Source organism: Streptomyces sp. NPDC041200 (assembly GCF_055591805.1).
Genome location: NZ_JBVIZF010000008.1, coordinates 251,631 through 272,680 on the forward strand (window position 1 = coordinate 251,631; position 21,050 = coordinate 272,680).

The following is a 21,050-nucleotide window of genomic DNA, read 5'->3' on the forward strand; positions in this document are numbered from 1 at the left end:
AAGTGTCCCTCTGACCGGTTCCTCACGGCGGCAGCTCAGGGTTGAGCCTGTCGGCGGGCACTCGCTCGATGCGGGTCCAGCCCCTCCAGCCGCGCTCCTCCAGGATCGCCAGCACCCGCTCGGCGCCCGGTGAGGACTCGGCCATGGCGGAGTCCATCAGGTCGACGAACTGGTCGTCGAAGCCGTCGGCGCCCACCTCGCCCACCTCGCCCGCCTCCACGGCGCGGATCCTCAGGCGCTCCAGGATGTCGGCGATCTCGACGATCCGCGGATCGTCGGCCGGCCAGTCGAGCGGCCCGGTGAGCAAGCTGTAGAGCCTCACCATGTCGGGGTCGTCCAGCTGCTCGTGCTTCTGGGCGATCACGGCGTCGATCAGGTGCGGCACCTGGGCGGCGACCATGATCCAGGCATCCCGCTCCATCCCGAGGTACCGCTCCCCGACGCCGAGACCGCGCAGCCGGTCGAGGTAGTCCACGACGCTCTGCGGGAGCGCCAGGTGGTCTCCGGCGGCGAGCCGGGCGAGCCGTCCGCGGATGCCCCGCAACCGCCGGATCTCGGCGCGCAGATCCTTGTCGATCTCCTGGACGCCATCGGTGAACTCCTCCGGTCCGGCCTCGAGGAGTTCCTGCACCCTGGCCAGCGGCACACCGGCATCCGCAAGGGTGCGGATCCTGATCAGCCGCACGACCGCGGCAGTGTCGTAGACCCGGTAACCGGATCGGTCGCGCTCGGGCTCCGGCAGCAGCCCGATCCGGTGGTAGTGGCGTACCGCCCGCACCGTCACTCCGGCGTGCGCCGCAAGCTGGCTGATGGTGAGCATGGGTCTCAGACTGCCTCAGGCGATCTTCCGGCGGTAGGCGGCCATCGCGAAGACGTACGCCACGACGAGGATGCCGACGCACCAGGCGAGGGCGGTCCAGATGTCGTCGCCGACCGGCCGCTGGGCGAACAGGGCGCGGAGCGTGTTGACGATCGACGTCACCGGCTGATGCTCGGCGAACCAGCGCACCGGTCCTGGCATGGTCTCCGTGGGCACGAACGCCGAGCTGATGAACGGCAGGAAGATGAGCGGATAGGCGAACGCGCCCGCGCCCTCGACCGACGCCGCGGAGAGCCCGGGGATCACGGCGATCCAGGTCAGCGCCAGGGTGAACAGGAGCAGGATGCCGACGACCGCGAGCCATGCCGACGCTCCGGCCCCCGAGCGGAAGCCCATGAGCAGAGCGACGCCCACGACGATCACGAGCGAGATCAGGTTGGCGACCAGAGAGGTAAGGACATGTGCCCACAGCACACCTGACCTGGCGATCGGCATGGACTGGAATCGCTCGAAGATCCCGCTCTTCATGTCGGTGAACAGCCGGTACGCGGTGTAGGAGATGCCCGACGCGATGGTGATGAGCAGGATGCCGGGCAGCATGTAGTTCACGTACGAGGCCGACCCCGTGTCGATCGCGCCGCCGAACACGTAGACGAACATCAGCATCATGGCGACCGGCGTGATGACGGTCGTGATGATGGTGTCCACGCTTCGTGTGACATGGCGCAGCGTCCGCGCCGTGAGAACAGCGGTGTCGCCGAAGAAGCACGCGGTCATCCTCGTCCCCTTGTTGTTCGCGCGGGTGACGCGCTCGTGCCGTCGCCACCGACCATCGCGAGGAAGATCTCCTCCAGGGTCGGCTGTTTCTCGACGTACTCGACGGTGGCGGGCGGGAAGAGCTGCTTGAGCTCGGCGAGGGTGCCGTTCACGATGATCCGGCCCTGGTGGAGGATCGCGATCCGGTCGGCCAGCTGCTCGGCCTCGTCCAGGTACTGCGTGGTGAGCAGCACCGTCGTTCCGTCGTCGGCCAGCTCCTTGACCGCATGCCACACCTCGATGCGCGCCTCGGGGTCGAGTCCGGCCGTCGGCTCGTCCAGGAAGATCACCGGCGAATTCCCGATGAGGCTCATCGCGATGTCCAGCCGGCGGCGCATCCCACCGGAATACCTCGACACTCGGCGCGCGCCCGCCTCGGTCAGCGAGAAACGCCTCAGCAGCTCATCCGCTATCGCGCCCGGGTCCTGGAGGTGGCGCAGCCTGGCGACGAGTACGAGGTTCTCCCGACCGCTGAGGATCTCGTCGACGGCCGCGAACTGGCCGGTGAGGCTGATGGACTCCCGCACGTTCGCCGGTCGCGTGGCGACGTCGAAGCCGCCCACGCTCGCCGTGCCCGCGTCGGCCGCAAGGAGCGTGGCGAGGATCCTCACGGTCGTGGTCTTGCCCGACCCGTTGGAGCCGAGCAGGGCGAAGATGGTGCCCCGCGCCACGTCGAAGTCCACACCGCGCAGCACGTCGAGCTTCCCGTACGACTTCTCAAGACCCCGCACGCGAATCGCCGGACCGGCGATCGATTGGGCCGTCATGGTCATCTGCCTCCTTCGCGGAGCTGTTCCACGCGGCTGCGAGGAAGCCCTGCCGGAAGGATGGAGGGTTGACCCAGCGTCAAGGTCAAGCCCGTCCGACCGCGGCATCCAGCTGCCGGTCCGTTCCGGCGATCCCGGGGGCCGACTCACCGGCCCGCGGCCTGGAAGCCACGCAGGCGGTCAGGTCCCCGGCCTCGATGGCGGCGTCGGTGCCGGTGCCCATCGCCACGAGGTCGGCCTGGGCGAGCGCGGCGGCGCCGTTGACTCCGTCGCCGGCCATCGCCACCGAACGGCCCTCGGTCTGCAGCCGCTCGGCGCCTATGGCCACCTCGTCGCCCTGCGCTCCTGCACGTCCACCTCAACGGCGAGCCCGGCGCTCGCACTGACCGTCGCACCCTGCGTGCTCCGCTGTCAGCGGCAGGGCTCGCCGAGGGAACCGGGCAGCCCGAGTGCGCAGGCGGCGGTGAAGGAAGCGAGGAGGCGCAGTCCGTCGCGGGAGGGAGTGCCGGGTGCGGCGGTCAGCGCGATGAGCTGCTGGTCCGGGTCGGCGGCGTCGGTCAGGGTGGACCAGTCGAGGGCTAGCTCGCCGACAACCGGGTGGTGGAAGGACTTGGTGCCTGCGGTGCGCGCGGCCACATGATGGTCGCCCCACCACCTCCGGAAATCTGGGTCCCGCACCGACAATTCCCCCACCAGCGCTGTCAGGCGGGGATTCCCGGGATCTCGGGCGGCTTCCATCCGCAGCTGCGCCACGCAGGCCCGTGCCACGTAACTCCAGTCGGAATACAGTGCCCGTACCGCCGGGTCGAGGAATGCCAGGCGTATGAAGTTGCGCTCCTTCTCCGGAAGGAGAGCGAAGTCGGTGAACAACGCGGCGGCCAGCGGGTTCCATGCCAGGATGTCGGTGCACCGGCCCAGGACGAGCGCCGGGGTGTTCGTGAGATCGTCGAGGAGGAGCTGCAGTTGCGGCTTCACCCGCTGGGCGGGTTGCCGACGCGGCCGGTCGGCCTCCTTGCCCGAGAGTTCGAAGAGGTAGACGCGCTCATCCTCGCTGAGTCGCAGTGCGCTCGCCAGGGCGTCCAGCACCGGTTCGGCGGCCCGTCGGCGTCCCTGTTCCAGGCGGGTGTAGTAGTCGGGGCTGATCGACGCCAGCAGGGCGACCTCCTCCCGCCGCAGCCCCGGAACCCGCCGCCGCCCTCCGCCGGGGAGCCCGACCGCCACGGGGCTCAGCTCCCTCCGCCGGGCCTTGAGGAAGTCGCCCAGTTCGCTGCTCATGCGATCAAGTCTTGCACTGCGGGACGGCCGATGGGGGGCCAGATCTGTCCCCTTATCCCCGCGCGCGATGCCTGCGAGGGTCGGGGACATGAAGACAGACGTCACCTTCCTCAGCAGCGACTTGGCGCTCGCCGGGATCCTCTTCCTGCCGGACGCGCCCTCCACTGACCGGCTCCCGGCCGTCGTCGTCTCCCACCCGGGCGGCGGCGTGAAGGAGCAGACCGCGAGCATCTACGCCGAGCGCCTGGCCCACGAGGGCTTCGCCACGCTGGTCTTCGACGCCGCCTACCAAGGCGAGAGCGAGGGCGAGCCGCGCGGCCTGGAAAACCCCTTCCAGCGCGCCGAGGACATCAAGTCCGCCGTGAGCTTCCTGACCACCCGCGACGAGATCGACCCGGACCGGATCGGCGCCCTGGGTATCTGCGCCTCCGGCGGCTACGTCCCCTACGCCGCCCAGACCGACTTGCGCGTCAAGGCCGTCGCCACTATCAGCGCGGGCGATGTAGGCACGGTGATGCGCGACGGCCTCGGCCGCACCCAGCCCCCGGAGGCCAGGCGCGCGATGCTTGAACTCGCCGCAGCCGCACGCACCGCGGAGGCTCACGGCGAGCCCGTCCATCGGCAGGAATGGATCAGCGAGGCCGTGGACGCCGAGACCTACGAGTACTACCGCACGTCACGCGGCTACCATCCCCGCGCCGTCCAGCCCTGGCCTGTCCGCAGCCTCGACCAGCTCATCCAGTACGACTCGTACGCCCTGATCCACCTGATCTCACCCCGGCCGCTTCTGATGATCATCGGATCCGACGCGAACACGGCGTACATCAGCCGTGAGGCCATCGAAAAGGCAGCCGAGCCCAAAGAACTCTTCGTCATCGACGGCGGCACTCACATTTCCCTCTATGACAAGGACGAGCACGTCACTCCGGCCGTCGCCAAACTCACCACGTTTTTCGCCACCCACCTGGCAGCCGTGCCATGCCCGACCGCGTGATGTGGCCGGGGGGCCGGACCCATGAGGCCAGGATGAGTCATGTGGCGCGGCGACGGCCTCTTCCCTCGCGACGACCCGCCTTCTCCGTACCGGGCGGCAACGCACGCAGCGGTACGACGAGTTGATGGGAAACCGCGTGATCACTCATCTCCTTTCTCGAAATATTGATAAGCCGCCGAAGGGTCTCCCTTCAGAAGGCTGTGCACGTCCTCCGGAGAAATGGCCGGGTGTGCGTACTGGGGTGAGTCCGTCAGCCCGAGACCGGGGCGGCACAGTCGATATCCGCGAGGGCTGTTGTAACAAGAAATTGGGATGCCTGAAGAGTGAAGATGAAGCGTCAAGCTCCATTCCAGTTCTGCTGAGACAGTGACGCGGCATCCATTCTTCCGCAGATCCGAGACGGTTCTCCGATAGGAATGTTCGGACAGAGGGTTTCCTGTGATGTCGATTTGCATCAGCGTGGAAACGTCCAACAAGGGGCTCAGGTCGGAGATGAAATTCCGGGGAAGGGAAAGGTCTAGTAGTGGCAGGGACTCGATGCCGGAAAGATCCCTCAAGCCACTGTCCTCGAAAGTCAGTGAACGAAGACCCGTGATCGTGGAGAACTGGCGAACGGTGATGGGATCGCACCCCACGATGATAAGCAGTTCCAGGGATGAAAAGTCGCTCAGATCGGTTACTTCCCTGGCGTTTCGAATGTTGAGACTGGTGATGGAGTCGCGCTCTTCCTGGGTCAGCGGGGTACCGTGACCCACGGCGCGATTAATTGCCTGCGCTACCGCCGGATCGATGCTCAAGAACGCCTCCATTACATTACTTCCGAGACACTTTCTTTGGCTTTCAGGAAGTCCAGCAGTACTCGCTTGTAGGACGCCTGCTGAAAGGCGATGAGGTCGTCGACGGTAAGAGGTTTCTCTCGCTGCTTCTCTGCGGTGAACTCTGCGCCGACGTGTATGGATTTGTAAATTGCTCTGATGGGGAGGTTGCGTTGAGTCTTGGACAGATTGGCCGCGTCATCCCCCTTCCACATCAACTTGCCGGATTCGAGATGTCCTTGCAACTCGTCAAGGTACTGGAGCGGTGTGCCGTCCGGGTTTTTTCGTATGAACTCATTAAAATAGTCGCGTAACGGTTTGTGCCATTTTTGGTCCCTTCCGTTGTAGATGGGGTTTCCGTCGTAGTCGGCGAATGCGCCCACATGTGCGTCCATGTCATGGCTGCGAACCTCCGACATGTTTTCTGTGATGCGCAATTCCCAGATGACATCCGTGGTGAAGGAGCGGAGCTTGTCTTGCAGCACAATCCAGGCGACGGATACCTTCATGCTGCTGTTCTTTTGTTCAATTGCCGTTTCGACTATCTTGATCATCTGGTTGGTGGGGATCCATTCGTGAAGCCCGCCCTCCCCTCGGAACTCTGCCTTGAGCCACTTCCTGTGCGGGTTCTCTCCAGCGCCCTTCTCGTTCCACAAATCCGTCAGTCTCTGCATCGTCAACCCGCCTGAGCTGCCAACCTTTGCCATGTCCTTCAGGAATTCTATGACCCGTCCGCCTGCTGCGGCCTTCAGTGCGGGGTCGAGTTCCCGCTCCTGGACTGGCAGTGACGAAAATCTTCCGAACTGATCGTTGGTCTGGAACGTTAGCTTGCTGAGCTTTTCGCTGAGTTCCTTGGACTTGTTTACCGACGGTTCTGCGTTTCCCTTGAGTTTTTCTATTGCGCCGCGGCCTACGCTTTCATAGAAAGCCTCTCGTGTGGAATGTTTAGGTTTTGGATTGATTTCATGAAGGGCGTATTTCCGGAAGCTCTGAGATTTTGCACCCTCGGTCCGATTTTTGGGGCGGTTCCTCGCGTCAACGAAGTAGCCCTTGAGATTGTCGCGCGTAGTGGGTGTGCCAAGTTCTTTGATGGCGTCATCCGCGAACCCGGCGACGACTGTCTTGTTCTTCCATGCCCCGGTGGGGCCTAGCTGGTCGTCCCACCATCTGTTCAGTACGTTTTCCGATAGCGTCTTGCCGTAGGGGGGGAGGTGGACGGGGATATTCTTTACGTAGTCGGCCTTGTCTTCCTTCTCCTTGGGCTTCTCCTCGGGCTTCTCGTTGCCCGGGACTTGAGCCTCGGTTGCCTGCGTCGTATCCGGGTTGATCCGTCCGTACACCGCCCAGTGCTTGCCTTTGGCGATGAGGTGAAGAACGTTCAAGCCGTAGCGAACCCGGATCAGCGTGAGGATAGGCGCAAGGATCTTCCCCGCCACTGGGCGCCCTCGGTACCTGTTGACCGCTGCCACCGCTGCCGCCATGGCGGAAGATAGCCTCTTGCGTTGCCCGGCCGGGCTGTCGTCGCCGCCCCGCAGCTTCGTTTTGACTCGGGTCAGCAGGGGTTTACGCGGCTTCTTCGGTCCGGTTTTCTTCGTGCCGAACTTGGCCTTGAGCTTGGCCCAGAGTTTTTTGACCAGGCCGGTGATCTTGTCGATGACCCAGTCGATGGCGCGGTTTACGGGCCGGGCGAGTTGCTGGAAGATCTGGCGGACCTTGCCTGCGATGCCGCCGATGCCGAGGATTGACGCGAGGACGCCGATGAGGATGGGGATGGAGCGGGCGAGGGCTCCTTCGACCATGGCGGGTACGCCGCCGGTGCCGCCGCGGGCGATGGCGATGACGGCGTCGAGGACGGCGTTGACGAAGTCGATGATCTGGCGTGCCTGGGTGACGATGAACCGGACGATGTCGATGATCATCTTGCAGGCGCGGATGAATGCCGACGCGGGGTTCAGGAGGGAGAGGATCCAGGTGATGCCCGCGATGATGATGGTGGGGGTCAGGTATTTGATCAACCGGTCGATCAGGTCCCGCTTCAGGTCCCCCACGCGGTTCTTGAGGTCGTCCCACGCACCGGCCACCCCCTGACGTTTGACCGCGGCGACCAGCGGCACCGCGGTCTCAGCGGCGGTCACGGCCCGTTCGGGCACCTTGCGTACGAGGCGGGAGCGGATGTTCTGCCAGCTGATACCGAGCAGCGAGGCGATCATCAGCAGGATCCCGCGGACATCGAACTTGGCCGGGATCTGCAGGCCCGCGGAGGAGCCGGTCCCCAGCAGCCAGGACAGCACGCCCTGCTGCATATGCCTGCCGATGTTCTTCATGAACAGCTTCAGCCCGCCGCCCACTGCGGTGACCAGTTTGCCGAGGAACCCGATCGGGTCGGTCAGGATCATCCCAATCGCCTGTACCGCCTTGCGCAACACGCCCATCAGCAGGGTCTTCAGCTCGTTGATGGCCTTGATCGCGTCACCGATCGCGTCCTTGGCCTTGGAGACCCATCCCTTGTTCTTCTCCTTCTCCGCGGCGATCTCCTGATCGATCTCCTTGACCGCGTCGGTGTACCTGGTGGCGAGGGTGTCGACGAGTTCGGTGCCCTTGTCGTTGACGGTGTCGCGCAGTTCGTCGAACTTGTCCGCGAACTCCCCGGCGGCCTGCCGACCGATGGCCTGGAGGTCTTTGGGCAGCTTGTCCACCGCCGCCTTGAGTTCCTTGCGGCCGACGGCGATACGGTCTTTGGCCCGGCGCAGTTCACGCTCCACGGTGCCGGCGATGTCAGTGATCACCTGCCGCATCGCGACCAGGTAGTTGGCCTTCGCCCGCTCGTAGATGCGGTTGGCCTCCTCGGGCAGGTCCGCGAACAGGTCCTTGACCCAGCGGGCTTTGCCCGCCCAGCCGGAGTAGCGCCGGTCCTTGTACTCGTTCATCCCATCGGTGTGTTCACGGGTGAACCTCTCGCGGGCGTGCTTTTCGCCGCGGGTGAACTCGGTGTCGACCGTCGTGTCCAGATCGGACAGGATCTTCTCGACGTCGCTCTTGGTCGTGTCGAATACTTTCTGCAGCAGAGCGGTGACCGTCGCCCGCTTGTCCTCGTCTCCGGTCTTCGCCCGGGTTTTGCCCGCCGCCACGTGTTGCCCCACCGCAATGCGCGTACCGGCCATGGCCGTCATGGCGGCCGGCCCGGCAGCGGCCGCGTTGTCCTTGACGGACTTGATTTCCTGGGCCTCGGCGCCGCGCAACGCGCGCGGGGCCGAGGCCGAGTGCTTGTCCATCGTCTTCTTGCTGGCGAGTGCGGCCTTGAACGTCGGCTCGTTGGACCGGGCCAACTGCCGTTCGGTGACCTTTGCCTGGGCCATGTCCCGGTTGACCTGTTCGGGCCCGGCGGACATGTCGGTGGCCGAGGCCGGCAGTTTGTCGGGCACCGCCTGGTTCGCGTTCGGCCCGGCGGGTTGGCCCGGCGGGCGGTCCGGTTCCATCGCCACCACGGTCTTGGCGTCGGGGGCGGGCTGGGGCGGTTGCGCGGTGGTGTCCGCGATTTCCTGCGCTGATGTCTGTTTGCCTTCGACGACCTTGCTCTGGACCTCCTGCTTGACCTCCTCCGCCTTGCCCGAATCACCGAACTTGTCAGCCTCGTCAAGGTTCTTGGGAGCACGGTCGGCGATGGCCTTCTCCACCGCCGCGACGAAGGCCTCTTTGCTGAACTCCTTGGGCTGAGCCGCGTCCATGTTCTCGGCATGGGCCGCCTTGCCCCGAGCCAGTTGATCATCCGCGGGCGGCACCGCCGCCGCCTGCGCCGCCTCCGCCTCACTCCGGGCGGGCGGATGAGTGGTGCCCACCACCCGCTTCTTGGCAGCCACATCCTTCTTCAACGCCTGAAACTTCGGATCAGCCCCGGGCGACCTGCGCCCACCAGCGGCCTCCGCCTTGCCCTTGCTCTCCTTGGGCTGCCGCTCAGCCGTCTGCTCCGCCCGTCCCTGCTCCCGCGCTTCCGGGCCAGCGGCTGGCGATGTCTTCGCCTTGACCACCCCCGGCCGCCCACCGACCTGGGGGGCCTCGGCCACTTTGGGCTTTCCCGCGCCGGTCACCACTGGTCCACGAGGGGCAGTGGCGGCGCTCCTGGCGACCGCCGCGTTCCCCACCGTGTCGTGCCCGGCCGGACCCCGCGTCGCGAGGAGTCCTGGTCCTGGCAGACCCGGCGACAGGCCGCTCAACGTCGCGGCCGTCGCCGCGTTCCCCACTGAAGGCGCTGTCATCCCCGCATCGGACGTTCCCGGAGGGGAGGCCAGCTCGCTGCCGCGCCAGGTGTTCGCCTCAACCGGCCGCCGTGTGTCCGTCACCGGTGACGCCAGCGCCAGAGCAGGGGCAGAGGACGGTGGCCTGGGGACTTTCGCGGACGGATGCATCCGATGCGTCCTCTGATCGGCAGGCGGGGAAAGACGCGCTCCGGGCAGGCGATATGCCTACTGTCGGACTGGAACACGTTGCCATTCAGTGCGTCAGAGCTCCGCGACCACAGCGTCACTCCGGCGTCACCGCCGTCCGCCGCGTCTGGGTCCTGGCGCACATTGCGGTGGTATCGGTCAAGTCAGGTCATAGCGGTGATGTGTATTTGGCGAAGTCTTAGCAAAAGATCCATAGTTCTTTCCCTCATGGTCGCAAGTCGTTCATCATTTCGCGGCCACCACAGAGAGGGATGCACATGCCGTCACGTATCGAGGCACTGCGGGAACGAATGCTTCCCGCGCGATTACGTGAAGAGCGCGCCGAGCAGCGCAGGGTGGCCGAAGCCGAAGCGGCGGCCGAAGCGGAGCGGCGAAGGCGCCGGGAGCGCATCGAGGCGCTTCGCCGGGATCTTCTCGAGTCGGACCGCGAGCTGCGGCCGGTGACCGTCGAGGGGCGGACGTACTACGGCCGGCGGGTGAGCCACTTCCGCGCCGACGAGGCATCGGCCCGCAATCTCGCCCTGATCGGCGATGCCCTCGAACGCGCCGCCATCCCGTACTTCCTGGTCCCCGGCCGCTCCCGGATCCGCCACGTCATCGGCATGCGCCTCGCCGACCGCAAGCGCCTGCTGGAGACGCTGCGCGAGATCTACGGTTCCACCGCGCTGTACGCCATGAAACCGGGCAGTGACCCGATGCCGGCCGATGCCGTCCTGTACGCGGACGGAGCGCTGCCCACCTCGCTCAAACGCCAGGACACCCTGCGCTTCGGCGAGATCCTGCTCGGCCCCGCGGACCAGATACTCGCGGACCTCTCCTACGGCTGCGACGTGGAATTCTGGCGCGAGGGCCAGCAGTTGCTGGACGACGGTGAGCGGGGTGCCGAACGGATCGCCGCGCTGCGCAGCCAGACACCCCCGGCCGTGCTCGCCGCCGACGCCCTGGTCGCACCCCGGCTCAATGCCGTCTCCGAGGCCCTGCCCGCGGAGACGCGCATCCCGGATTCCCACACGATCGAGGGTCGTGCCTACCCGACGTACACGGATCTCTTCCAGCCCCGTATCGACACCGTCGACTTCCCCATCGACGTCGTGTACACCTGGGTCGACGGCGCGGACCCCGAGTTCGGAGCCAGGCGCGCCGCACACCGGGGCGAGGGGAGCGAGGCGTCGGGCATCCATCCCCGCGAGACCGGGGCCTCCCGCTACACCAGCCACGACGAGCTGAAGTACTCCCTGCGCTCCCTGGAGATGTACGCCCCGTTCATACGGAACATCCACATCGTCACCGACGGCCAGACCCCCGCCTGGCTGAACACCGACGCTTCCGGCATCCAGATCGTGGATCACAAGGACGTCTTCTCCGAGCCCGACGTCCTGCCGGTGTTCAACTCCCACGCCATCGAGACGCAGCTCCACCACATACCCGGTCTGTCGGAGCACTACCTCTACCTCAACGACGACTTCTTCCTCGGCCGCCCTGTGAACGCGGGGCACTTCTTCCACGGCAACGGCATCGCCAAGCTCCCCTTCTCGCCCTTCCAGCTCGGCCTGGGCGCACCGCACCCCGATGACCCCGCGCCGAACTCGGCGGGCAAGAACGTGCGTGGGCTGCTGCGGGAAACCCACGACCGGTTCACCGTCAACAAGTTCATGCACACCCCGCAGCCCCAGCGGCGCGTGGTGATGGAGGAGCTGGAGAAACGCTTCGCCGAGGACATCGCCCGCACCAGCCGCTCACGCTTCCGCTCGGTCACCGACATCGCCATGACCACATCGCTGCACCACCACTACGCCTACCTCACCGGCCGGGCCGTGCCCGCCAAGTACAAGATGCGCTACATCGATGTGGCCGGACCGAACACCGCCGACGCTCTCGCCGAACTCGCCCGCTCCCGCGGTTACGACTTCTTCTGCCTGAACGATGTCAACACCCCCGAGCACGAACAGGAGCGCATCGCCGCCGCGCTCCACACCTTCCTGGAGAACTACTTCCCCTTCCCCAGCCGCTACGAGCGGCCTCAAGGTCCCGGTACGCACTCTTGACGTGAGCTTCGCCGGGCCCAGAGTGCCTGTTAATGCGCATTACTAATGCGCATTAACAGGGGCCGTCCCAAGGGGGGTGCCGTGGAGCAGCCACCCAAGCGAGCCAGGTCAGGACAGGCCCCTGCGGCCCCCGGACGGACCTCGCGGCCGCGGCAGGCCGAGGTGGCGCGGCTGGCCGGGGTTTCGCAGGCCACGGTCTCGCTCGTGCTCGGCGGCAAGAAGCAGGGCTCCGCGATCTCGCCGGAGACGCGGCAGAGGGTGCTCGACGCGGCGCTCAGCCTCGGCTACGTGCCCGACCCGGCGGCCCGCAGGCTCGCCGCCGCACGCAACGACCTGCTCGGCGTCTTCAGCTTCACCGCGACCTTCCCCACGGACGTGCAGCACTCGTACTACCACTTCCTGGTCGGCGTGGAGCGGGAGGCCGCCGCCCGCGGGTACGACCTCGTGCTCTTCACCGGCTCCAGCTCCGGCGGCGCGGGGGCCGCCGGGCCGGACGCCCTGAGCCGGGTCCGGCTCGCCGACGGCTGCCTCTTCCTGGGGCGGCACGTGCCCACCGAGGAGCTGCGACGCCTGGTCGGAGACGGTTTTCCCGTCGTACACGTGGGCCGCAGGGACGAGTTGGAGGGCCTGGCCTGGGTCGGTGCCGACTACGTGAGCGCCAGCCACGAGGTCGTCGTCCAACTCGCCGCGCTCGGTCACCGGCGCATCGTGCTGGTCCGCGAGGACGACGACGCGCCCGCGTCCACCGACCGCGAGCACGGCTTCCTCAAGGGCTTGGACGAAGCCGGACTGCCCGGCGGCCCCGACGCGGTCTTCCGCACCGCCGACCCCGCCCGCACGCTCTCCTCCGAGCGGCTGCGGGAGTGGCTCGACGACGGGGTGACCGCCCTGGTCGCCGAGGAGACCGACACCGGCGGCCCGTGGCGGGCGCTGCGTACCGCCGTCGTCGAGGCCGGGCTCGACTGCCCCGGCGACCTGAGCCTCGCCCTGCTCGGCAGTCCGCCCGCCGATCTCGCGGCCGAACCGGTCCCCACCGGATTCGACATCCCCCGCCCCCAGCTCGGCGCCGCCGCCGTCCGGCTGCTCGCCGCCCTGGTCGCGGGGGAGGAGGTGGACGAACCGCTCGTGGTCTGCCCCTTCCGGTCCGGCGCCACGGCGGGCCCCCCGCCCCACCGCGGCTGACCTTCCGTACGACCGCACCCGACGTCCCGTAGGACCGCGCCCGACGTCCCGTAGGACCGCAGCACGCCGTACGACCGCATCACGCCCGCCCCAACGCGGCGCGACGCGCCCCAAGGAGAACCGTGACCAGCCAACCCGACATCCTCGTCGTCGGCGGCGGACTCGGCGGTGTCGCCGCCGCCCTCGCCGCCTGCCGCGCCGGCCGTACGGTCGTCCTCACCGAGGAGACCGACTGGATCGGGGGCCAGCTCACCTCCCAGGCCGTCCCGCCGGACGAGCACCCCCGGGTCGAGCAGTTCGGCGTCACCGCCTCCTACCGCGCGCTGCACGAGGCCATCCGCGGCTACTACCGCGCCTGGTACCCGCTGCGCGCCGAGGCCGCCGCCCTGCCAGGCCTCAACCCCGGTGCCGGACGCGTCAGCAAGCTGTGCGCCGAACCCCGCGTCGCGCTGGCCGTGCTGGAGGGCCTGCTCGCCCCGCACCGCTCCGCCGGCCGGCTGACCCTGCGCACCGAGCACCGCCCGTTGGCCGCCGGGACCGAGGGCGACACCGTACGGTCCGTCACCCTGGAGGATTTACGCGGCGGTGGCCTGCGCACCGTCACCGCCCGCTACGTCCTCGACGCCACCGAGACGGGCGAACTGCTGGAGCTGGCCGGGGCCGAGCACGCGTCAGGCGCCGAGTCGCGCGCGGAGTTCGGCGAACCGCACGCCCCCGAGCGGGCCGACCCGCTCAACCAGCAGGGCATCACGTTCTGCTTCGCGCTCTCCCACCACGAGGGCGAGGACCACACGATAGACAAGCCCGCCGACTACGACTTCTGGCGCGGCTACACCCCGGAGTTCTGGCCCGCGCGGGAACCCGCCGGGAGCAGGCAGGGAGCAGGGGGGAACGAGGACTTTCGACGGGTTGAGGACAAAGTATGGACGGTTCAGGGCGCCGTTCGTACGCTGGGCGTCGCTTTCGTACGGACGTCTGCGTGCCTCACGGCGTAATACCGCCGCACCCCCCGTACGTGGACGAACACTCCGCGACCGCGGTCCACCGCCGGCCGCGCCGCCTCGCGCCCAGCAGGAGGAAGAGTGACGTCACGCAAGCCCCCGAGCCTCCGCGGCCATCGCCGCGGGCCACGAAGAGTCACCGGCCTGCTCTTCGCCGCCCTGATGGCCGCCGGTCTCGCGACACCGGCGGCCGGGGCGGACGAGAGGCCCTCAGCAGACCTGCCGCCCCAGGAACCCGGCGTCACCCTCCGCGTCTTCGATGTCCAGTCCCCGCTGAGCAAGCTCTGCGACCTCAAACCGGCCCAGACGCCCAACGTCGACAAGCTGATCCCCACCGCCGACTGGTCCTCCACGGAGGGCTTCGGCTTCACCGACAACTTCATGTCGCAGGTCATCGGCAACCTCAACGTCCCCGCCGATGGCACCTACGCCTTCCGCCTGATCAGCGACGACGGCTCCCGGCTGCTCATCGGTGGCAAGCGGGTCATCGACCACGACGGACTGCACGGCGCCGAACCCAAGGACGGCGAGATCGCCCTCACCCCCGGCTACCACCCCCTGCGGATCGACCACTTCGACCGCGGCGGCGAGCAGCAGGTCACCCTCCAGTGGAAGCCGCCGGGCGCCGCCGACTTCACCCTCGTCCCGAACTCCGTGCTCAGCACCGACGCCGACGTCGTCCGGGTCACCGCTCCCGGCCGCAAGGAGTGCGAGGGAAACTACGACACCCCGGGCGACGGCCTCCCGCTGACCTCGGTCAACCCCGGCTACACCCTCGCCGACCTCCGCCCCGAGGGCTTCGAGCCGCAGGTCTCCGCGATGGACTGGCTGCCGGACGGCCGCCTCGCCGTGGCCACGTGGGGCGGCAGTGCCAAGGCCCAGGGAGAGGTGTACATCCTCGACCACGTCACGGGGGACACCGGCCCCAAGGAAGTCACGTACAAGAAGGTCGCCGAGGGTCTGAAGGAGCCGATGGGGATCAAGTACGTCGACGGAAAGCTGTACGTCTCGGAGAAGCACCAGCTCACCGAGTTGTCCGACATCAAGGGCAGCAACGCCCCGGATGAGATCCGCAAGGTCGCCGACTGGCCGTACGGAGGAAACTTCCACGAGTTCGCCTTCGGACTGCTCTACGAGCGCGGAAACTTCTACCTCAACCTGTCCGTCGCCATCAACCAGGGCGGTGCGACGACCGATCCGCAGCCCGCTCAGAACCGCGGCACCACCATCAAGGTGAACAGGAAGACCGGAAAGGTCACCTACCTGGCGGGCGGCCTCCGCACACCGAACGGCATCGGGCGGGGCCCGAAGGGCGAGCTGTTCGTCACCGACAACCAGGGTGGCTGGCTGCCCGCCTCCAAGCTCGTCCACATCAAGAAGGACCGGTTCTTCAACCACCGCACCAACCCGGACGGCCCGTTCGACTACCGCACGGTCACCAAGCCGGTGCTCTGGCTGCCGCAGAACGAGATAGCCAACTCGCCCAGCACACCGATGCTGATGAAGAAGGGGCCCTTCGCCGGACAGATGCTCTTCGGCGACGTCACCTACGGCGGACTCCAGCGGGCCGGTCTGGAGAAGGTGGACGGCGAGTACCAGGGCGCGGTGTTCCGGCACACCCAGGGCCTGGAAGCCGGTATCAGCCGTATCAGCACCGGACCGGACGGCGCCATCTACACGGGTGGCCTCGGCGCCGACGGAAACTGGGGCCAGGACGGAAAACTCCGCTTCGGCCTGCAGAAACTCACGCCGAACGGCCAGACCGCATTCGACATCAAGACCATGCGCGCCACCCGCGACGGCTTCGAACTCACCTACACCAAGCCCCTGTCGGAGGAGACCGCCGCCAAGCTGACGAGCGGCGCCTACTCCGTCGAGCAGTGGCGCTACGTCCCGACCCCGGCGTACGGCGGCCCCAAGGTCGACGAGGAGACCCTCCCCGTCACGGCCGCCAGGCTGTCGGGCGACCGGCGCGGAGTCCGGCTCACCATCCCCGGCCTGAAGACCGACCGGGTGGTGCACGTGCGATCGCCGCGCCCGTTCTCCTCGGCCCAGGGGGAGCAGCTCTGGTCCACCGAAGCCTGGTACACGCTCAACGCCCGCCCGGGTCCCGAGCAGCCCGTCACCTCGTACGACGCCGAGTCGGCACAGCTGTCCGGCGGGGCGGACATCGACACCGAGCACGCCGGTTACACCGGCGGTGGCTTCGTCGACGGTTTCGGAACCCCGGGCGCCACCGCCACCTTCGAGGTCGACGCACCCGCGAAGGGCAGCTACGACGTGGCACTGCGCTACGCCAACGGCCCCAACCCCTTCACCGGCACCAAGACGATCGGCGTCAGCGTGGGCGGCGGGCAGGCACGGCAGACCAGCCTCCCCTTCACCGGTGCCTGGAACCGCTGGTCCACCACGACCGAGCGCCTCACCCTGCGCAAGGGCCGCAACACCATCACGTACACCTACCGGCCCGAGGACACCGGCCACGTCAACCTCGACATGATCGAGGTACGGAAACCCGGCAGCCGCGTCGACCTGTTCTCCGGCGGCAGCGCCTCCACCGCCTGGCAGCAGACCGACGGCCGCGGCGTGCAATGGCCGCACACCGCCGAGGACTCCATCGAGGTGTGCTGCGGCGACATCCGCACCAAACAGGCCTTCCGCGATTTCCGGCTGCACGCCGAATTCCGGGTGCCGAAGCTCCCGGACGACGTCACCGGGCAGGACCGGGGGAACAGCGGCGTCTACCTCCAGGAGCGGTACGAGATCCAGATCCTGGACTCCTTCGGCGTGGCGGAACTCGCCCAGGACGAGGCCGCGTCCATCTACGACAAGAAGGCCGCCGACCTGAACGCCGCCACCGCGCCGGAAACCTGGCAGACGTACGACATCGTCTTCCGCGCGGCCCGTTTCGACACCGAGGGCCGGAAGACCGACGACGCCAGGATCACCGTGGTGTGGAACGGAAGAAAGGTCCACGACAACGTGGCGGTGGACGGCCCCACCGGCGGCGGCGCCCCCGAAACGGCCGCGGCGGGCGCGATCCGCCTCCAGGACCACGGCAACAAGGTCCGCTTCAGGAACCTCTGGATCGAACCACTGGACTGACGGCCAGCCCGACGGCCAGCACAGGCTGGCGATGGGGTCACTCGATCGTGATTTCCTCCCCCGTTCGTGTCCGCGCTGACGCGATGCTCTGCGAGGCGGTGGATGACCGCCGCCCGGACGCGCAACGGTGGGGGAGATCGCATGAGCCAAGAGGCGGGACGATACGGGGGCCGGGCGCTGGTGCTGGCCGCGGGCCTGGCCGATCTGGCGGTGAGCACGCTGGGTTCGGCCCTGGGGACGGTGCGAGGGCTGCTGCGCCGCTCGGACACCGGGGAGCTGGCGGCCGAAGCCGAGCATGACCTGATGGCGCGGGGGCGCCTGGTGCTGGACCGGTACGCGGCCGCGCCCCCGGCCCACTTGGAGGTCCTCGCCCGCCACGCGCGGGCCCGGAGGGCCACCGATGACGTATGACCCGTGGGAACCGGGCGCGTACAAGGCACGCGTCGATGAGGTGCTGCGCCGGTTCGTCGCCCAGCAGGCCGACGAGTTCGCGGCGATCGACCCGAGCCTGAGCGCGGTGGCCGAGGCGCTGGAGGCGGCGGTCGCGGGCGGCAAGCGGCTGCGGGCGGCGTTCTGCTACTGGGGATGGCGTGCGGTGGGCCAGCCGGACAGCGACGCGCTGGTGCGGGCGGCCGCCTCCATGGAGCTGGTGCACGCGGCCGCGATCGTCCATGACGACCTCATCGACGACAGCGCGGTGCGGCACGGGCGGCCCACGGTCCACATCGCGCTTCGCGACGCCGTGGGGCGCCGCCCGGGCGACGACGCCGCCGCGCGGTCGCTGGCGATGCTGGTCGGGGATCTGCTGATGGCGCTGGCCGGGCAGCTGTTCGCCACCAGCGGTCTGCCCGCCGCGTACACCGTCCGGGCCCGCCCGTTGTGGACGGTGATGGCCCGTGAGCTGATCGCGGGCGAGTGCCTGGAGATCCTGCGCACCGGAGCCGGTCCGGACGGCGCCGACACCGAGGCGTCGCTGAAGGTGATCCGCTACAAGGCCGCCAAGTACACCGTCGAGCATCCCCTGCTGATCGGTGGTGCCCTGGCCGGTGCGGGCGCGCGGCTGCGCGAGGGCTACTCCGCGTACGGGCTGCCGCTGGGCGAGGCGTTCCAGCTCCGGGACGACCTGCTCGGCCTGTTCGGGGACCCGGAGCGCACCGGCAAGGTCAACGCCGACGATGTGCGCGGCCAGCGGCCCACGGCGCTGCTGGCGGAGACGTGGCGCCTCGCCGACCACGGCGAACGGGAACGCTTGCGTGCCCTGTTGGGCCGGAGCGACCTGGACGGGGACGACCTGGACTCCGTGCGCGAGGTGATGCGCCGGCTGAGGGCGCCCGACCGCGTCGAGGACATGATCAGGGCGCGTGTCGAGGACGCGCTCGACGCCCTCCACGGGCTGGACGTACCGGCACACGCCACCGCCGCCCTGACCGCGCTGGCGCATGCGGCGGCCGTCCGCCTGTCGTGAAGACGGTGCTGGACGATCCCGGACGATTCCGCAAGACAAGGAGCCCTGCCATGACCTACACCGAGGCATCGATGGACGCCCTGCGGCAGGCCGGTGACGAACTCGCCGACGCCACCGTCGCCGCACTCTTCGAACGGGGCGAGGTGGGCGAGTTCAACACGCTGATGCGCTACGTCTCCACCGCTGGTGCTCCCCTCCCGGACGGGCTGCCCGACGTGGCGCGCGAGTACCTGGAGGCCACCCGCACCCCGCCGGCCTGGGTGGACTGGTCGGAGATGGAGAAGGCCCGGCTGTTCTTCATCGACAACAACGTCCACATCGCCACCGCGCTGTCCTTCGCCTCCATGCCCGCCTGCTATCTCGTCCCGCCCGTCGCGAAGCTGCTGTCGACGACCCACGGGCTGAAGTACCCCTCCAAGCGGATGGCGGAGACCGGGCAGTTCACCGTCTACCTCATGCGGCCCGACGCCTTCGAGGCGGGCAGCCGCTTCATTCCCGCGGCCCAGAAGGTCCGCCTCCTCCACGCCTCCATCCGCCACCACCTCACAAGAGAGAATCGCTGGGACACCGACGCCGACGGGACACCGATCTGTCAGGAGGACATGATCGGTGGGCAGATGTTCTTCTCGTTGCTCGTCCTGGACAGCCTGCACCGGCTCGGCATCCACATGTCGCAGGAGGGCGCGGAAGCCTACTACTACGCGTGGCGCGTCGTCGGCGCCATGCTCGGCGTCGCCGAGGACACCGTCCCCAAGTCCCTTGACGAGGCCCGCCAGTTCCTCGACCTGTACATGGTCCGGCACATGGGGCCGTCCGACGCGGGTACGACGCTGACCCGGCAGCTGATCGACCTGTACGAGGAGGTGGTGCCCGGCACCTTCTTCGACCCGATCGTCTCCGCCCTCATCCGCTACCTCATCGGCGACACCTGCGCCGACTGGCTCCAGGTGCCGCGCACGCCGTGGGACACCGTCACCAAGGCCGTGCCCCATCTGCTCGGCGTGCTGGAGAGCATCGAGGACCGCTCACCGCTCGGCGCCTGGGCCCTGGACCGCCTCGGCCACCTCACCGCCGTCTTCGAGCTGTCCTCCCTCACCCGGGGACGCGTCATGCACTACGCGATCCCCGAACAGCTCAAGAAGGACTACGGCGTCTCCAGCGCGGTACCCCGCGCCCGCCGGTGGGCCCCTCCGGCCGCCACCGTCTCGTGATGGCCGAGCCGGAATCTACCGGCTGAGGTGGAACCGGATGGCGGTGCCGTCCGGGCCGGTGTGCACCCGGACCAGATCGGTGATCTTGTGCACCATCAGCAGGCCCCGGCCGCCGAGCTGACCGGGCGAGGCCGGGCGCCGCCCGGCGAGGGGGTCGTTGAGGCTGCCGCCGTCCTCGACCTGGCACAGCACCTGCCCGGCCCGCGCCCAGACCCGTACCGTGCCGTGGCCGTCGCCGTGCACCACGCTGTTGGTGGTCAACTCGGAGACCGCCAGGGCCAGATCGCCCAGGCGCTGCCCGGTGAGGCCGAACCGCTCACCGGCCGCGACCGCGAAATCGCGGGCGACGGGCAGACGGTCCGCGTCGAAGGGGAAGGCGGCGATCCCGGCGGGCGTGGGCAGCGGCTCGTTGTGCGCCGCGATGGCCTGCTGGGGGGCGTAGCCGTGGCTCCGCCGTTCCCGGCCGTTCTCGATGATCACCGGATGGGTCAGCCGGGCGTCGCCGAGCGCGTCGGCGTCCAGCCCGCCCGTGTCGTACGGACACAGGATGGTGACCGCGCGGCCGAGGAAGGCCAGGTTGATCAGCGCCTCGTGCTGGACGCACGCGCCGTACTCGGCCGCGGTGCGTCCCGCCCAGATGGGTTCGCCGATGATCCGCACCCGGCCGCCGGGATGCCGGTCGGCGAAGTCCCGCAGCACGGCGGGGATGATCCGCCCGGGGTTGCGCCCGGCCTCGGCCATGTCGAGGAACCGCACGCGCTCGCCGTCCCGCCCCAGCGCCGTCCGCAGGAGCCGGAGGTTGGCGCCGGGCACCGCCACCGCGACCGGCTCGGCGGCGCGCAGCCCGTCGAGCACGAAGGGCAGGGTGCCCGCCAGATAGTCCTCGTCGTCCCGGTAGAAGAGGGCCGGGTGCACGAAGGGGTCAGCGACGGCTTCGGCGCTCACCACAGCCTCACCCCGATCGCGGAAGGACACGGCCCGGATCCGGCCCCGGACGACTCCGGACGAACCGCCCAGGGAGCGGCCGGAGGTGCGCACCACCCTACCCAAGCGGTGCCCGGCGCGGCCGTACGCAGGTCCGAGGGGGGCGGGCGCCGGGCCGGGGATAAGGT

At 68.4% G+C, this 21,050-nt stretch carries 15 protein-coding genes and 1 pseudogene; 8 read left to right on the forward strand and 8 right to left on the reverse strand.

Annotated elements, in window-relative coordinates; translation table 11 throughout:
- Nucleotides 1-22: 22 nt before the first annotated feature.
- The 5 genes from ACZ6CL_RS20880 to ACZ6CL_RS20900 all read right to left on the reverse strand — a co-directional run bounded on the left by ACZ6CL_RS20880 (nt 23) and on the right by ACZ6CL_RS20900 (nt 3,678).
- Nucleotides 23-820 carry a MerR family transcriptional regulator gene (locus ACZ6CL_RS20880; protein ID WP_468937606.1) on the reverse strand — a complete coding sequence of 266 codons (798 nt, stop codon included), beginning with the start codon at nt 818-820 and terminating at the stop codon, nt 23-25.
- Nucleotides 821-835: 15 nt separating this feature from the next.
- Nucleotides 836-1,597, reverse strand: a complete 762-nt coding sequence (locus ACZ6CL_RS20885; protein ID WP_468937607.1) for an ABC transporter permease — start codon at nt 1,595-1,597, stop codon at nt 836-838.
- Nucleotides 1,594-2,403 (reverse strand): ABC transporter ATP-binding protein, encoded by an 810-nt coding sequence (locus ACZ6CL_RS20890; RefSeq protein WP_468937608.1) that lies wholly within the window; start codon nt 2,401-2,403, stop codon nt 1,594-1,596. The genes ACZ6CL_RS20885 and ACZ6CL_RS20890 overlap by 4 nt, the downstream gene beginning before the upstream one ends.
- An 85-nt stretch (nt 2,404-2,488) precedes the next feature.
- Nucleotides 2,489-2,731: a hypothetical protein gene (locus ACZ6CL_RS20895; protein ID WP_468937660.1), complete on the reverse strand. Its 243-nt coding sequence runs from the start codon at nt 2,729-2,731 to the stop codon at nt 2,489-2,491.
- An 83-nt stretch (nt 2,732-2,814) separates the two neighbouring features.
- Nucleotides 2,815-3,678 (reverse strand): helix-turn-helix domain-containing protein, encoded by an 864-nt coding sequence (locus ACZ6CL_RS20900; RefSeq protein WP_468937609.1) that lies wholly within the window; start codon nt 3,676-3,678, stop codon nt 2,815-2,817.
- A gap of 88 nt (nt 3,679-3,766) precedes the next feature.
- Between ACZ6CL_RS20900 and ACZ6CL_RS20905 the strand changes: the two genes are divergently transcribed.
- Nucleotides 3,767-4,672 (forward strand): alpha/beta hydrolase, encoded by a 906-nt coding sequence (locus ACZ6CL_RS20905; protein WP_468937610.1) that lies wholly within the window; start codon nt 3,767-3,769, stop codon nt 4,670-4,672.
- A 140-nt stretch (nt 4,673-4,812) separates the two neighbouring features.
- Here ACZ6CL_RS20905 and ACZ6CL_RS20910 read toward each other — a convergent pair whose 3' ends face one another.
- Complete coding sequence (locus ACZ6CL_RS20910; protein WP_468937611.1) at nt 4,813-5,469, reverse strand: hypothetical protein; 657 nt, start codon at nt 5,467-5,469, stop codon at nt 4,813-4,815.
- Between the two features lie 11 nt (nt 5,470-5,480).
- Nucleotides 5,481-9,572, reverse strand: coding sequence for a phage tail protein (locus ACZ6CL_RS20915; protein ID WP_468937612.1), 4,092 nt, complete (start codon nt 9,570-9,572; stop codon nt 5,481-5,483).
- Nucleotides 9,573-10,186: 614 nt separating this feature from the next.
- On the opposite strand from ACZ6CL_RS20915, the gene ACZ6CL_RS20920 reads away from it, so the two are divergent.
- The 7 genes and pseudogenes from ACZ6CL_RS20920 to ACZ6CL_RS20950 all read left to right on the forward strand — a co-directional run bounded on the left by ACZ6CL_RS20920 (nt 10,187) and on the right by ACZ6CL_RS20950 (nt 19,938).
- On the forward strand, nt 10,187-11,974 hold the full coding sequence (locus ACZ6CL_RS20920; protein WP_468937613.1) for a stealth family protein: 1,788 nt from the start codon (nt 10,187-10,189) through the stop codon (nt 11,972-11,974).
- A gap of 81 nt (nt 11,975-12,055) precedes the next feature.
- Complete coding sequence (locus tag ACZ6CL_RS20925) at nt 12,056-13,156, forward strand: LacI family DNA-binding transcriptional regulator (protein ID WP_468937614.1); 1,101 nt, start codon at nt 12,056-12,058, stop codon at nt 13,154-13,156.
- Nucleotides 13,157-13,278: 122 nt separating this feature from the next.
- Nucleotides 13,279-14,007, forward strand: a pseudogene (locus ACZ6CL_RS20930) (FAD-dependent oxidoreductase); the annotation flags it as partial.
- Between the two features lie 231 nt (nt 14,008-14,238).
- Nucleotides 14,239-17,262 carry a 3-keto-alpha-glucoside-1,2-lyase-like domain-containing protein gene (locus ACZ6CL_RS20935; protein ID WP_468937615.1) on the forward strand — a complete coding sequence of 1,008 codons (3,024 nt, stop codon included), beginning with the start codon at nt 14,239-14,241 and terminating at the stop codon, nt 17,260-17,262.
- 141 nt (nt 17,263-17,403) lie between these two features.
- Complete coding sequence (locus ACZ6CL_RS20940) at nt 17,404-17,673, forward strand: polyprenyl synthetase (protein WP_468937616.1); 270 nt, start codon at nt 17,404-17,406, stop codon at nt 17,671-17,673.
- Complete coding sequence (locus ACZ6CL_RS20945) at nt 17,663-18,727, forward strand: polyprenyl synthetase family protein (protein WP_468937617.1); 1,065 nt, start codon at nt 17,663-17,665, stop codon at nt 18,725-18,727. The genes ACZ6CL_RS20940 and ACZ6CL_RS20945 overlap by 11 nt, the downstream gene beginning before the upstream one ends.
- 50 nt (nt 18,728-18,777) lie before the next feature.
- Nucleotides 18,778-19,938, forward strand: coding sequence for an oxygenase MpaB family protein (locus tag ACZ6CL_RS20950; protein ID WP_468937618.1), 1,161 nt, complete (start codon nt 18,778-18,780; stop codon nt 19,936-19,938).
- A gap of 15 nt (nt 19,939-19,953) precedes the next feature.
- On the opposite strand, the gene ACZ6CL_RS20955 is transcribed toward ACZ6CL_RS20950, so the two are convergent.
- Nucleotides 19,954-20,883: an anti-sigma factor RsbA family regulatory protein gene (locus ACZ6CL_RS20955; RefSeq protein WP_468937619.1), complete on the reverse strand. Its 930-nt coding sequence runs from the start codon at nt 20,881-20,883 to the stop codon at nt 19,954-19,956.
- Nucleotides 20,884-21,050 lie beyond the last annotated feature (167 nt).